Genomic DNA, 13,167 nt, shown 5'->3' with positions numbered 1-13,167 from the left:
GCCGGTGGTCTGTGGGGTCAGTTCCGGGAGGCGCCGTACGCCTGGCCCAGCACCTTGTTGATGTTCTGTAGGCCCATGAGTCGGGCGGCGAGTGCCTTCTGCAGTTCCTCCGCGGCGTGCAGCGTCTCCTTCTTGAGGTCGAAGTCGAGCCGGTGCGGCATCGTCGCGAGGTCCGCCTCGGCGCGCTTCTCCGTCACGGACGACGCCGACGACCGCAGCATCGCTTCGGCCTTCGCCTTGATGAGCGCGCGCTCGGCCTCGTACCGGTCGTGCCACATCTGCTTGAGCGCCGGTACCGCCCGCTCGAGCCGTTCGCCGAGTTCGCGGATCATGAACTCGAGCTCGATCGGCGTGACTGGCTCGTACTCGACGACCTCGCCCGTGTCCATCCGGGCGATGTCCTGTGTGCTCACGAGGCGCGGCCGGTCGTCATCGCGGTTCCGACGGCGCTGATCTGGTCGAGCACCTTCACGTCGGCTCCGGCCTCGCGGGCCTCCTTCCAGACCGCGCGGACCCCATTGACGGTGTCCTGCGCCTGGGCCTCGACGACCCACTCGCGGGCGGACTCCTGCTCCTGGGTCGCCCGGAGGTCTTCCTTCGACCACAGGTCCAGCGCGGCGCCGAAGCGCATGCCAGCGTTGCGGAGCGCGTCGCCGATGGCCTCCTTGACGGCGTTCGGGCCGTTCTTCCCCTGCGCGTCGCCGTAGCCGAGGCGGGTGACGCCGGCGACGGTGAGGCGGATCCAGAGGCCGCCGTTCTGGTCAAGGGCAGGGAGGCCGCGGTCGTCGAACGCGACGGGCTCCCAGGACCACGCTTCGTCGGCGTCGAGGAGGCGTGCGGTGAGGGCCGCGTGGCCCACATAGGCCAGGTGGTTCGACCGGACGTGGTAGCCGCCGCAGTAGATCCCGTCGGCGGACGCCCTGGTGCCCTGCTTGCATCCGAACCGTTCCTTCTCGTCGCGGCTGACGGGCTTCGGGAGATACCCGATCTGCTCGGCGGGGAACGGCTGCCGGAGGACGTCGAGCGGGTCGAGTGTGACCGCTCTGTCGGTCGTGGTGGTCATGCTGCGTCGCTCCTCGTTGTGATCGTGAGTCGCCCCTTCACCGGGACGGTCATCTGGAACTGCTCGAACGTGTCGGGCGCGGCCTTCTTGAACGCCGCCGAGTCGAATCGGCGGGACGTCGAGTCCGCGGAACGGGTCAGGTTCGCGACGGATCCCTCGAACCGCTTCGGCTCCCCGTGGAGTTGCTGTTCGATTCGCGCCTTCGCCTCGTCCCGCCGACGGGCAGCGGCCGCGGCGATCTCGTCGAGCTCGACGTACTCCGTGAGGAGGGCGTCCAGCGCGGCGGCGTCCTCGTCGGGCTCCTGCTCGCCAGCGAGAAACTCCAGCGCGGTCTGCTCGAGCATGGCGACGCGAGCCTCGTCGTACTCGACGACGAAGTGCTTCGGCCATGGGTACGTGGGGACGCCGTTCTCGTGCGGCTCGAAGATCAGCCGTCCCCGGCGGCGGCCGGTGACGCGCATCTGCCAGAGCATCTGGTCGATGTACCTCCCGGGCACGTCGGAGAGGATCTCCCAGTCGTGCACGGTGGTCTTCACCTCACCGATCTCGTCCGCGCTGATCGCGTCCGGAGTGGCGAGGAACCGGGGCTCGTCGTCGGCCGCGTAGAGGTCGCCGCACGGCAGCAGGCCGAACGTGGACTGGGCGAACGCGAGGACGACGGGTTCACGGTCGGTGCCGTGCTGCATCGCTGCGTTGTGGAAGTCGCGGGCGGTTCCGGCTTTCTCGGCGCGGACCGCCGACCAGGTGCCGGCGCCGCCGCGGACGAGTCGCGCGACGTCGGTGGCGGTCACGCCTCCCTGGCGGGCTGCGAGCCATGCGGGGCGGTCCGTGGAGGACGCGAGGATGTTGCTCACCAGCGGTCCCTCCACTCCTGCATGCGGGGTCCGGTGGTCTCGGCGGCGATCCACTGCGCGGTGGCGGTGAGGATGAGCGCGGCGGCGGTGGCGCCGAGCGCGATGAGGGCGCTCACGCGAACAGGTCCGTGATCTCGGGGCTGACGAGGCGGACTGGCTGCTCCTCGCGGGGCAGGTGGATGAACACGGCGGAGTAGCCGAGCGCGCCCGTATCGAGTGAGACGAATCCGGTGGAGAGGTGGCTGGTGTTCCACTCGTCGCCGGGTGCGGTGAGGGCTGCGCGGACGATCCGGACGTCGGCTGCTGTTCGGGGGTGGAAGTTGAGGACGGGGCGTCCGGTGGGTGCGGTGTCGGAGAGGTCGACGTCGACCTCGGGGTGAGCGGCGAGGAAGGCGGCGACCTGCTGAACGCGGTCCGCTCTGGTTCGGGTGGTCGTGATGGTCACTGGTGTCTCCTGGGGTCGGTGGATTACGCGCTCCCTGGGGCAGGTGCGCGGAGAAGTGGTGCGGTGGTCAGTCGCAGGTGTCGGGGAGGTCGGGCTCAGCGGCCCGGGCGATCGCCTTGCCGGCGAGCTCGTCGTCGAGGTCGTCGGCGGCGTGGACGGTGCAGGCGCACATCACGCCGTGGCCGGTCACGACGTCATCGCCTCCGGGTGCTCGTGCGCCCACTCGGGGTGCTGGCCCGCGATGTGCCGTCGGACGTTCGAGAACGAGCGCCGGCAGTCGGCTACCGGGCAGACGCCGTTGGCGATGCGGTTGCGGAGCCGGGTGACGTGGCCCTTGTACGCGCGGGCGGAACGCTCGGCGGCGTCGGCCTGGTCGCGCGCGGCGTCCCGGGACGCGCGAGTGAACCGAGTCTGCTGCTCCGCGAGCTTGCGGAGTCGCTGCTCCCGCTCAAGGTCGGACTCACCCGGGTAGTGATTCGCGTGACCGCGCGGGCAGTAGAACGTGCCGTGGTCGCGGCGGAGCGTGGCGTGCATCGTCTGGGTCATGCCGAACGCGGTGTCGCAGTGCGCGCACGAGATGACGACGAGCGTGTCGGTGAAGGTCTGAGTCAGCATCAGCGGTTCCTCCTCGGTGCGACGGACCAGCGGTAGTACGCGGCGAGGGACGCGATGACGAGCACGAACACGAGGAACGTGACCCCGTCGATCGTCGGAGCACCGACCGCCGCCTTCACGACGGCGAGCACCATCGCGAGGCCCATGAGAATCAGCGCGGCCCTCACAGCGGCACCCCGCAGCACAGCAGGACCACCGTCAGCGCGAGCGCGGCGCCGATGACCGAGGTGGAGACGACGAGCGCGACGTCGTCGAGACGCTCCTGCCGGTTCACGACGCCACCGCCTGCCTGCTCGCCTGGCCGACGTAGCGGTTCACGAAGTACGCCTGACCCTTGCCGGTCACCTTCGGCGTCTTCGAGATCGTGACGTGCCCGTCCGAGTGCGTGACCGCGGTCTCCTTGACGCGGAACAGGCCGAGCTCCATCGCCTTCTGCGTCGGCATGTTCCAGTCCGTGCCCTTGCGCCGGATCAGGTAGCCGTCGTTGCGGAGGCGGTCGAACAGCCTGGTCGCGCCGATCTCGACGCCGTTGCCGCGGAGGATCTTCGCGAGATCCCCGACGAGGATTGCTGTCTCCGACGCCGCGACCGAGTCCGCGAACAGCACCTTCGGTGCGTCCTCGGCGACCTTCGCCTCGAGCGCCTGCCGCTGCTCCACTTCCTCGGCGTACGCACGGAGCGCTTCGGGAAGGGATAGCGGCACCTGCGGTGCTGCGAGCCGGCGCGCCATGTCGAAGAACGCCCGGACGAGCGTCTTCTTGAACTGGCGGACCTGCTCGGTGTTGCGCTGGTACGTCATGAGGAGCGTTGCCTGCTGCTCGTTCAGGAGCGCGACCTGTCGGGACTGGATGCCTCCAGCGGTGGCGAGGGGTCGCGTTTCAAACGCGACCCTTCCGAACTCCTCGAAGTCGGCGCGGTTCGCGTGGACCAGCTCGAGCACGTTCTTGTGCTGGACGCCGGACCCGGCAGCGATGGTCTCCGACGAGACCACGAGCGTGCCGTCGTGGTCGGTCACGAGGTCGAGGGCGCTCATGCCGCGGCCCCCGGCTTCTCCGTAGGGAGGTTCTGCAGCCACTCGATCGCGTCCTCGCGGAAGATGATCGGCTTACGGCCTGCCTCGGTCGGGTATCTCGCCTTGAGGGCTCCGTCGTTGATCGCCTTCCGGACGGTGTCCTCGGACACGTCGACGGTGGTCGCGAAGTTGGGGATCGAGTAGGCGAACCTCTCGAGGTTCGGTGCGTGCATCATCATGCTGCGTCTCCGTAGAGGTCGGTCGGGGAGAGAAGCAGAACGCCGCCGACACGCACGACGTCTGGCATCGAGAGGTCACCTCGGGTGAGGTGCTCATCGAGCTCAGACGCGCGCATGCCGACGGCGGTTGCAACGCTCTCCGTGTCGGTGCCACGGGCGACGATGGCGGCACGGATTCGCGCGCTCATCTCCGTGGCCGTTCTTCTTGTACTCACATCCGCTAACTTAGTAGGCGTATGCGACTTGTGCAAGCGGGTAGAGCAACTTTTTCGGCGGATTTGCCTACAAAGTGTGACGAAACGGGGGGTACTGTTGTGGAGTGCCAGATCTCGCTGACTTCATCACCCCCGCCCTCGCCGCTGTCATGCAGGGCGCGTACGCGAAGAAGGGGCTCAGCAGGCAGGACATCGCGGACCGCACGGGGATCAGCAAGAGCACCATCGACCGGTACATGCAGGCAAAGCTCGCGCTTCCGCAGGACAAGTTCGTGCGGATCGCGGAAGCGATCGGCGCGCCACCGGCGAAGCTCCTGCAGGAGGCGGTCGACGACGCGACTCTGATGCTCCACGACGCCGCAGTGTCAGAGGCTGAGGGTGACAATGTCGCCAGGCTTCATCCGCGACAGATGTCGGCTGAGGAGCTCGATCGACTCACCATCGATCACGCCGCCACCGGGATCGATCCTGAGTCGGAGACGGACGAAACCGACTGACCTGGGGAAGGGTGAGGGATCTGTACGACCCGTACGAACACGCCGCGCAGCTCGGGATCGAAGTGCTTCACAGCCCGATCCGCACCGCGAATGGTCTGTGGATCCCCGACCACAACGTCATCGTCGTCCGGTCGAAGCTCCGCGCCGTACACGATCGCGCGGCACTCGCCCATGAACTCGGCCACGCCGTGCTCGGCCATCGCGATGACCGGCCGAAGCACGAGACGCAGGCCGACCGCTACGCCGCTGAGCACCTCGTCGACGAGGACCGCGCACGCGAGGTGTGCGCCTGGACGCAGGACCCCGCCCGCATTGCCGCGGAGCTAGGCGTGAGCGGCAAGCTGTGGCGCGTCTGGTGGAACGTCCGACGTCAGCAGGGCCGACACCTTGGCGAGAGCGTCGCCTAGCAGGGCGTGGTTTCCCCGCGACCGATAGCCGCGCGTCACGGACAGCGTCGACTGGCCGAGGATCTCCATGATGATCGGCTCGGGCACGTTCGCCTCGTAGAGCAGGGTCGCCGTCGTGTGCCGGGCGTCGTGGAGCCGAGCGTCCCGCACGCCGACGGACGTGAGCAGCGCATGCCACGCGTAGTTGTCCTTCGCCGGATCGATCGGGGACCCGTCGAGCGGCCGCAGTGTCACCACGTATGGCGTCCTCTTCCGTTCGGCGGTCCAGAGCAGCCCGTGCGGGTTCGGCTCGCTGGCGGAGGCGATGAGTCGACGCTCGATGATCGAGCGGAGCGGCTCGACGAGGGGGATGTCGCGCCAGCCCGCGCGTGACTTCGGCCGTGAGAGCCACAGGCCGCCGGTGAGGTGCCGGTGCTCGTGATCCTCGGGTGCGCGGAGGAAACGGTCTGGGCAGTCCGTCCCGCGCTTCCGACCGCACCGTGGCTGCTCAGGGTCGCGCGGGTTGCAGCCGTGCGACCAGGTCAGCCGCTGCAGTTGCCAGGATAGGTCGAGGCGGTCGGTCACCCGGTCGACCTCGAGGCCGAGCAGCTCGCCCTGCCGGGCGCCCGTGAGGAGCGCCGCGGCCCACCGAGACCCCATCCGCACGTCTTCGCGGGCCGCCCGTTCGAGGATACGGACGCCGGCGGCGGCGTCGAGGGTGACGAGGGTGACGTGAGCGCGGCGCGGAGCGTCGAGGAGCGTCGTGACGTTGCGGGTGACTCGGCCCTCACGCTCGGCGTCGCGGAGGGCGACGCCGAGGATCCGGTGTGCCTGCAAGGCGGTAGAGGCGCCGCGGCCCTTCGCGCGGATCGCGCGGTTGAGGTCGCGGACGTGCTTCGGCTCGAGCTTGTCGAGGCGCACGTTCCCGATCGCCGGGATGATGTGCTGGCGGATCGCCGACTTGTACCCGGCGGCCGTCTTCGGTGCGAGCCGGTGCACGGCGATCTCGTCGTACCAGAGCTTCATCCATGCGCCGAGGGTCACCGACGCTGTCGGCAGATCTCCGGACCGCTCGAGGTCTCGCTGCAGTGCGCGGAGCTGTTTGAGGACGGTCGCCTTGTCCTTCGACCGGACGACCTTCCGGCGCCGCTTCCCGTCTCGACCGGGGAGCTCGATGCTCGCGGTCCAGTACTCGAGGGGGAGCGTCCTGTCTGCCGGGACTCGGTAGACGGCGCCCTCGCCCTTGCCGCGGGTGCGGTTTGTCACGGGTGCTCCTCCCGGGGCGCCGCAGCGCCGGATCATCTTCTGTCGTGCGCGCTCCATCGACCGTCACTCAGGACGCCCGTGTGCGTGGTTCTTCTACGTCGGTGGCTGGCGCTACCGTGCATCGTGTTCCTCCGGTGCTTGCTTCACTGGTGGGGTGCGGGGCCGTGACCTGGCAGGGTCGCGGCCCCCTTTCTCGTGCTGCAGGTGTAGCCGATTCGTGTAGACATTGGCATCGGCTTGTGCAGGCCGCTGTGAGCACGTATGACACGATAGTAGCCATATCTGACAGTTTGCAAGGCGGATCGGCCACGATTCTTCTGACTACGGATCAGAAGGTTGGGGGTTCGAGTCCCTTCGAGCGCACAGTGCCCCGATTGCGGGTACGACACCGAACAGCAACAGGCCCCGGCGGATCCCGCCGGGGCCTGTTGCGTCGTCGGCGGCTACGGCCGCTCCGTGTCGTCCAACGCCCCGCCGTTCAGCACCGACAGGCGCTCGAGTCCGGCTTCGGCGACGAGCTGCCGAGCGAGCGGGCGGGCCCGTGCGACGGCCTCCCGCACGTCGACGCGGGTCACCTCGCCGTGCTCGAGGCTCAACGACCCGTCCACCCACACGTCCTCGATCTCCCGACTGCCCGCCACGAAGACCACGGCCTGGTAGGGGTCGTGGACGTTCGCGAGCGTCGGGCTCTCCCCGTCGAACACGACGACGTCCGCACGCTTCCCCGGTTCGAGCGACCCGATGGAGTCCTCCATGCGGAGCGCAGCGGCACCGCCGATGGTGGCCATCTCGAACGCCTCGCGCGCACTCATCGCGGTGGCCTGCAGGTCACGGATGCGGGCGAGGAGTGCAGCGGTCTTCATCGCCTGCAGGAAGTCCTGCGAGTCGTTCGAGGCCGGGCCGTCGACCCCGATGCCGACGGGCACGCCGAGCGCGCGGAGTTCTGCGACGGGGGCGATGCCGCTGGCGAGGATGCCGTTCGCGACGGGGTTGTGCGCGACGCCGACCCCGTTCGCGGCGTAGCGCTCGCGATCGTCGCGGTCCATCCACACGCTGTGTGCGGCGATCACGGGCACCTGGAACATCCCGGTGGCCTCGGCGTGCCCGACGACCGTGCGGCCGGTGCGCTGGCGGGCGGCGGTGACCTCCTCGCGGACCTCGTGGACGTGGACGTGGATGCCGTGGCCGCCCGCGACGGCGTACTCGATGTGCGACTCCCACGCCGCGTCGGTGTAGCGCCCGATGGAGGACATGCCGACCCGGAAGGTGCTGTAGCGACTGGCGTCGGCGGTCTCGCGGAGCGCGTCGAACTCCTCCAGGATCGGGCCGGGTCCGAAGCCGCGGTCGACGTCGCCCGACCCGAACGAGACGACGCCGCGGAGCCCGAGTTCCTCGAGCGCCCGGACGACACCGAGGGTGGCCGGTTCGCCGGGGATCGGGTCCGAGCAGAACATGTCGTTCGCGGTGGTGACGCCGCTGCGGAGCATCTGGATGCCCTGGAGCATCGTGCCGGCGTACGCCTTGTCGCGGGTCATCACGGGGTTGACGTGCGAGATGAGCTCCTGCAGCCACTCCCACAGCGTGTACTGCGAGCCGATCCCGGTGATGAGCCCCTCGCTGAAGTGCCCGTGCGTGTTCACGAAGCCGGGCGTCACGATGTCGTTCGAGCCGCCGCGGACCGTCGCCGAGGGGTGCGCGGCGGACAGGGCCGCGAAGGTCCCGACCGCGGCGATGCGGTCGCCGTCGAGCAGGACCGCACCGTCGCGGATCGCGGCCGGGGTGTCGCTGTGGTCGGGGGCGGCGGTGAGGACCCATCCGCCGCGGATCAGGATCTGGGGCATGCTCCGACGGTATTGAGCGCGTGTCACGAGGGTGTTTCCACACGGTCACCAACAGCCGCGCGGGCAGGTCCCCGGAACGCCGGGGCGTGGATCGGCCCGGCGCCGTCGACGAGTGGCCGACCGGATGCACCGGTGCGCACCGCGATCACCTCGGCCATGATCGAGATCGCCATCTCGGCAGGGGTCGTCGCACCGATGTCGAGTCCGATGGGGGAGCGCAGTCGGTCGAGGTCCGGGGTCTCGAGCTCGTGGAGCACGGTGAGCCGGCGGGCGTGCGTCGCGCGGGAGCCCATCGCGCCGACGTACCCGGCTCCGCGTCGGAGTGCGAGGTCGATCACGGCGGCGTCGAACCGGTCGTCGTGCGACAGCAGCACCACGGCGGTCCGCTCGTCGATCGGCAGGTCGGCCAGCACCCGCGGCGGCCAGCCGACGATGCGCTCCCGGGCGGCGGGGAACCGTTCGTCGGTCAGGAACACCGGGCGCGGGTCGACCACGGTGACGGCGTGGCCGAGCATCGCCGCCGTGTTGGTGACGGCGACCGCGAACTCGACGGCACCGACGACGATGCACCGTGCGCGCACGTCGGCGTGCTCGGTGAAGACGCGTCCGTCGCAGCGGTCGGTGGCAGCGAGCGTGCCGGGTTCGAGCGACAGTCCCATGGACACGGGGTCCCCGGCAGCAGCCGCGCGGAGTGCTCGGACGACGACCCGGTCCGACGGATCGATGCGGTGCACGAGTACCTCGACCCGTCCGCCGCACCGCAGCCCCGGGGCCCAGACCGCGTCGGCGGGGTCCTCGAACCCGAACCGTTCGAGCACCGGCTCCCCGGTCGACCGGACCTCCTCGGCGGTCAGGAACAGCGACCCCTCGATGCACCCGCCGGAGATCGTCCCGACGACCTGTCCGTCGGGGAGCAGCGCCATCGAGGTGCCTGCCCCGCTGGGCGCACTGCCCGTGACGTCGACGGCGGTCGCGACGACGACGGGGTCGCCGCCGTCGAGCACGGCCAGGAGGCGCGGTGCGAGTTCGAACATCACGCACCTCCGTCGGTGGGCCGTCCGACGCCCGTGGCGAGCGCCCAGATCCGGTCGCGGGTCATGGGCAGCCGGTACGGGCGGACGCCGATGGCGTCCCGCACGGCGTTCGCGATCGCCGGCGCCACGGGGTTGTACGGCGCCTCGCTCATCGACTTCGCCCCGAGTGGTCCGAGCGGGTCGTGGGTCGCGGCGAAACGCACCTCGGTCCGCGGCACGTCGGAGATCTTCGGGACGCGGTACGCCCGGAAGCTGTCGGTCGTCACCCGCCCGGTGTCGTCGAGGACCACCTCTTCGTAGAGCGTGGACCCGATCGCCTGCGCCGAACCGCCCTCGACCTGGCCGCGGAGCTGCTCGGGGTTCAGCACGGTGCCCGCGTCGACGGCCTGCACGCTCTGCAACACCCGGACCTCACCGGTGGGACGGTGCACCGCGACCCGGGCGCCGTGCACCGTGAACGCCAGCGACCGCGGGGTCCCGTCGTGCGTGCCGTGCGCGAGGAGCGGACCGTGCGCCAGCAGCTCGTCGACACCGACGAGCTCGTCACCCACGCGGACCCCGTCGGGCTCGATCACCACGGCCGGACCGAGCACCCCGCTGGCGGTCCTGGGCGTCCGCGCGGCGACGAGCTCGAGCGCCCGCGCGGTCATGTCCTCCCGGAGCGCCTGCGCGGCCGCGTACAGGGCTCGGCCGGCGACGACGACGCCCGCCGACCCGAACGCCCCGGTGTCGTAGCGCGCTGCATCGGTGTCGGACTGGTGCACGTCGACCCGGTCCGGGGTGGTCCCGAGCGCGGTGGCGACGAGCTGCGTGTGCACCGTCGTCGTCCCGTTGCCGAACTCGGCCGTCCCGACGCCGATCCGGTAGCGTCCACCGGCGGTGAGTTCGACGGAGGTGTGGGCGTGGTGGCCCCGTGGCGGCATCGTCGCGATGGCGGCGAGCGCGATGCCAGTGCCGGTCGCCCAGTCCGGGGAGTCGTCGAGCGGTGGCCCGTCCATCGCGGGTGCCTCGGTCACGGGGCCGGCGGCGAGCGCGTCCTCGACGAGGTCCAGGCACTGGTCGAGCCCGTAGCTGCCCTCCCACCGCAGGTCGGACTCCTCGTGCGGGTCGGTCACGACGAGCGGGTCGCCCGGCACGATCACGTTGCGCCGGCGGAGCTCGATCGGGTCGATGCCGAGCTCGTGCGCCAGGTCGTCCATCGCCGACTCGATCGCGAACACGACCTGCCCGAGCCCGTAGCCGCGGAACGCCCCGGACGGCAGGTTGTTCGTGTACACCGACTCGGCGTCGACGCGCTTCACCGGGCATCGGTAGACCGCGACGGACTCGCTCACGGAGTGGAACATCACGCCGACGCCGTGGTTGCCGTACGCGCCCGTGTCCATCGTCTGGTCGACGTGCATCGCCGTCAGCGTGCCGTCCGTGGTCGCACCGAGCCGGACCCGGACGCGCATCGGGTGCCGGGTCGGGGCGATCGTGAACTCGTCACGTCGGCTGAACTCGTACTGCACGCTGCGACCGGTGCGGAGCACCGCGAGGGTGACGAGGTCCTCGGTGAGCATCTCCTGCTTGCCGCCGAACCCGCCGCCGACGCGCTTCGCGACCACGCGGACACGGTCCGGGTCCAGACCGAAGACCCGCGCCACTTCGTCCCTGACCAGGAACGGGACCTGCGTGGCGGTCCGCAGCACGAGCCTCCCGTCCGTGTCGACGGAACCGCGCGTCGCGTGCGTCTCGAGCGCGGCGTGCGAGACGCGACCCGTCGTCCACGTGCCGTCGACGGTCGCGGCGGAGCCCGCCAGCGCGCGCTCGACGTCCCCGGTCTCGCCGTGCAGCGCGGCGACGACGTTGCGAGCGGGTTCTGCGATGCGGTGCTCGACCGTCGTCTTGTCTGCGTGCAGGAGCGGCGCACCAGGAGCGCGCGCGGCGTCGGGGTCGTGCACGCTCGGCAGGACCTCGTACTCGACGCGGACGAGCGCGCACGCCTGCTCGGCGATCCGGACGCTGTCCGCGACGACGGCTGCGACGCGCTGGCCACGGAAGCGCAGCACCCTGTCGAACACCAGCGTGTCGTCGGGGTCGTCGAGGCGGGACTCGTGCCGGCCGGTGGAGAACAGCACGCCGGGGTCGTCGTGGTGGGTGAGCACCGTGTGGACGCCGTCGAGCGCCTCGGCCTCGGTGGTGTCGATCGACACGATGCGGGCGTGCGGGTGCGGGCTGCCGAGGACGGCCAGGTGGAGCAGCGCCTCGGTCTTCCTGACGTCGAGCGTGTACTCCTCGTTCCCGGTGACGATGCGCATCGCGGCAGGGGCGGCGACGGACTGCCCGACCGCTGCTCCGGCGCCGGCGCACACCGTGTTGCGGACGCCGTCCAGGGCGTCGGAGATCGCGCGGTACCCGGTGCACCGGCAGAGGTTCCCCTTGAGCTTCCGGTGGCGGTCGTCGAGGTCGTCGGCGTCGAGCGTCGACGCGGTCACGACGTAGCCCGCGGTGCAGAACCCGCACTGGAACGCCGCGGCGTCGGCGAACGCGCGCTGCACGGGGTGCGGCCGCTCCGGGGTGCCGAGTCCGGCGGCCGTGGTGACGGTGCGGCCCTCGAGCCGGTGCGCAGGGGTGATGCACGAGTGCACCGGGGTCCCGTCGACGAGCACCGAGCACGCGCCGCAGTCGCCGGAGTCGCAGCCCTTCTTCACCGAGGTGACCCCGTGCTCGCGGAGGAGCGTCCGCAGCACCTGCCCCGGTTCGGGCGTGACGTCGAGCCGGGTGCCGTCGACCTCGAACCTCACGACGCACCTCCCGCGCTCGCCGCGTCGTCCCGGAGCTCGTGTGCGAACCGGGTGCTGACCGCTCGACGCCAGTCGGGGGAGCCGTGCGGGTCGTCGTACCAGTCGTCGTGCGCGGCCATCGCGGCGTCGAGCTCGGCCGCGGACGGGACCGTCGTCGAACGGAACACGAGCGGACGGGGCGTGGCGGCGGTGACGACGAGCACGAACCCGCTCGCGTCCCACCGGGCGGTCACGAGCGCCCCGGACCTGCCGTGCGGGCTGAGGGCGACCCGGCGGTACCCGGTCGTGGCACGGAGCGCAGCGGTCGGTACCTCGAACGCCCGGATCACCTCGCCGGGTCCGAGGTCGAGCGTCCTGACCCCTCGCACGAGCTCCGCGACCGGCAGTCGCCGCGAGCCACCGGACGGCGTCCAGACCACGGCGACCGCGTCGAGGGTGCAGAGCAGCGCGGTCATCGCCCCGGCGGGGAGCCCGACGGCGACGTTCCCCCCGACCGTCGCGGCGTTCCAGACCTTGAACGAGGCGAGGAGGGCGTTCGCGCACTGCTCGACGAGCGGCCAGGCGCGCCAGTCGTCATCTGGTGCGAGCCGCAGGAGCGCCGCGATCGTGCACGTCGCCGCGATCGTGAGCGTGCAGGGGGACCGCTCGACGTCGGGCCAGCCGAGCGTCGTGAGGTCGACGAGGCCGGTCAGCCCCGGTTGCTCCTCGGAGAAGAGCCAGGTGCCGCCGGCGAGCGGCCGCTCACCTGGTTCGAGTGCGAGTTCGTCGCGGTGCGACGGCGTCCGCACGGTGCGGACGGTGACGAGGTCCATGGACGGGTCCGATCTGGGCGTGGAGGAACAGGGCGTCTGCGCTGATCGGCTGTCGGCCGTGCGCGATCATGCCCCGGTTCCAGGCCATCGCTGATCTCCTCGA

At 70.7% G+C, this 13,167-nt stretch carries 16 protein-coding genes and 1 tRNA gene; 2 read left to right on the top strand and 15 right to left on the bottom strand.

Annotation, left to right across the window (positions count from 1 at the left end):
- Nucleotides 1-17: 17 nt before the first annotated feature.
- From QK288_RS16915 to QK288_RS16870, 10 genes are all read right to left on the bottom strand, one after another.
- Entirely contained in the window at nucleotides 18-413 is a 396-nt protein-coding gene (locus tag QK288_RS16915) for a hypothetical protein (protein ID WP_281265433.1), read from the bottom strand.
- Nucleotides 410-1,063: a hypothetical protein gene (locus QK288_RS16910; protein ID WP_281265432.1), complete on the bottom strand. Its 654-nt coding sequence runs from the start codon at nucleotides 1,061-1,063 to the stop codon at nucleotides 410-412. Before QK288_RS16910 ends, QK288_RS16915 begins: the two co-directional genes overlap by 4 nt.
- Nucleotides 1,060-1,917, bottom strand: a complete 858-nt coding sequence (locus QK288_RS16905) for a YqaJ viral recombinase family protein (RefSeq protein WP_281265431.1) — start codon at nucleotides 1,915-1,917, stop codon at nucleotides 1,060-1,062. The genes QK288_RS16910 and QK288_RS16905 overlap by 4 nt, the downstream gene beginning before the upstream one ends.
- A 112-nt stretch (nucleotides 1,918-2,029) precedes the next feature.
- Entirely contained in the window at nucleotides 2,030-2,362 is a 333-nt protein-coding gene (locus tag QK288_RS16900; protein WP_281265430.1) for a hypothetical protein, read from the bottom strand.
- Between the two features lie 67 nt (nucleotides 2,363-2,429).
- The gene (locus tag QK288_RS16895; protein WP_281265429.1) at nucleotides 2,430-2,552 is read right to left on the bottom strand and encodes a hypothetical protein; all 123 of its coding nucleotides are present in this window, start codon (nucleotides 2,550-2,552) and stop codon (nucleotides 2,430-2,432) included.
- Entirely contained in the window at nucleotides 2,549-2,977 is a 429-nt protein-coding gene (locus QK288_RS16890) for a hypothetical protein (RefSeq protein WP_281265428.1), read from the bottom strand. Before QK288_RS16890 ends, QK288_RS16895 begins: the two co-directional genes overlap by 4 nt.
- A complete protein-coding gene (locus tag QK288_RS16885) occupies nucleotides 2,977-3,144 on the bottom strand; it encodes a hypothetical protein (RefSeq protein WP_281265427.1) in 168 nt (55 codons plus the stop codon). The genes QK288_RS16890 and QK288_RS16885 overlap by 1 nt, the downstream gene beginning before the upstream one ends.
- Nucleotides 3,145-3,247: 103 nt before the next feature.
- On the bottom strand, nucleotides 3,248-4,009 hold the full coding sequence (locus QK288_RS16880; protein WP_281265426.1) for a phage regulatory protein/antirepressor Ant: 762 nt from the start codon (nucleotides 4,007-4,009) through the stop codon (nucleotides 3,248-3,250).
- Complete coding sequence (locus QK288_RS16875) at nucleotides 4,006-4,227, bottom strand: hypothetical protein (RefSeq protein ID WP_281265425.1); 222 nt, start codon at nucleotides 4,225-4,227, stop codon at nucleotides 4,006-4,008. Before QK288_RS16875 ends, QK288_RS16880 begins: the two co-directional genes overlap by 4 nt.
- Nucleotides 4,224-4,415, bottom strand: coding sequence for a hypothetical protein (locus QK288_RS16870; RefSeq protein ID WP_281265424.1), 192 nt, complete (start codon nucleotides 4,413-4,415; stop codon nucleotides 4,224-4,226). The genes QK288_RS16875 and QK288_RS16870 overlap by 4 nt, the downstream gene beginning before the upstream one ends.
- A gap of 131 nt (nucleotides 4,416-4,546) precedes the next feature.
- On the opposite strand from QK288_RS16870, the gene QK288_RS16865 reads away from it, so the two are divergent.
- Nucleotides 4,547-4,939: a helix-turn-helix transcriptional regulator gene (locus QK288_RS16865; protein WP_281265423.1), complete on the top strand. Its 393-nt coding sequence runs from the start codon at nucleotides 4,547-4,549 to the stop codon at nucleotides 4,937-4,939.
- 323 nt (nucleotides 4,940-5,262) lie between these two features.
- On the opposite strand, the gene QK288_RS16860 is transcribed toward QK288_RS16865, so the two are convergent.
- Nucleotides 5,263-6,591: a site-specific integrase gene (locus QK288_RS16860; protein WP_281265422.1), complete on the bottom strand. Its 1,329-nt coding sequence runs from the start codon at nucleotides 6,589-6,591 to the stop codon at nucleotides 5,263-5,265.
- A 297-nt stretch (nucleotides 6,592-6,888) separates the two neighbouring features.
- Here QK288_RS16860 and QK288_RS16855 point away from each other — a divergent pair.
- Nucleotides 6,889-6,954: transfer RNA gene (locus tag QK288_RS16855), tRNA-Arg, on the top strand.
- 80 nt (nucleotides 6,955-7,034) lie between these two features.
- Here QK288_RS16855 and QK288_RS16850 read toward each other — a convergent pair.
- Genes QK288_RS16850 through QK288_RS16835 form a run of 4 tightly spaced genes read right to left on the bottom strand, consistent with a single transcriptional unit; the run spans nucleotide 7,035 to nucleotide 13,064 of the window.
- Entirely contained in the window at nucleotides 7,035-8,432 is a 1,398-nt protein-coding gene (locus QK288_RS16850) for an amidohydrolase family protein (RefSeq protein ID WP_281265421.1), read from the bottom strand.
- Between the two features lie 23 nt (nucleotides 8,433-8,455).
- Nucleotides 8,456-9,466: an XdhC/CoxI family protein gene (locus QK288_RS16845; RefSeq protein ID WP_281265420.1), complete on the bottom strand. Its 1,011-nt coding sequence runs from the start codon at nucleotides 9,464-9,466 to the stop codon at nucleotides 8,456-8,458.
- A complete protein-coding gene (locus QK288_RS16840) occupies nucleotides 9,466-12,252 on the bottom strand; it encodes a molybdopterin cofactor-binding domain-containing protein (protein WP_281265419.1) in 2,787 nt (928 codons plus the stop codon). The genes QK288_RS16845 and QK288_RS16840 overlap by 1 nt, the downstream gene beginning before the upstream one ends.
- Nucleotides 12,249-13,064: an FAD binding domain-containing protein gene (locus tag QK288_RS16835; protein ID WP_281265418.1), complete on the bottom strand. Its 816-nt coding sequence runs from the start codon at nucleotides 13,062-13,064 to the stop codon at nucleotides 12,249-12,251. The genes QK288_RS16840 and QK288_RS16835 overlap by 4 nt, the downstream gene beginning before the upstream one ends.
- Between the last annotated feature and the right edge of the window lie 103 nt (nucleotides 13,065-13,167).

The organism is Curtobacterium sp. 9128 (assembly GCF_900086645.1).
In the GTDB taxonomy this organism is placed as follows: domain Bacteria; phylum Actinomycetota; class Actinomycetes; order Actinomycetales; family Microbacteriaceae; genus Curtobacterium.
This window is presented reverse-complemented; position numbering and strand designations above follow the sequence as displayed.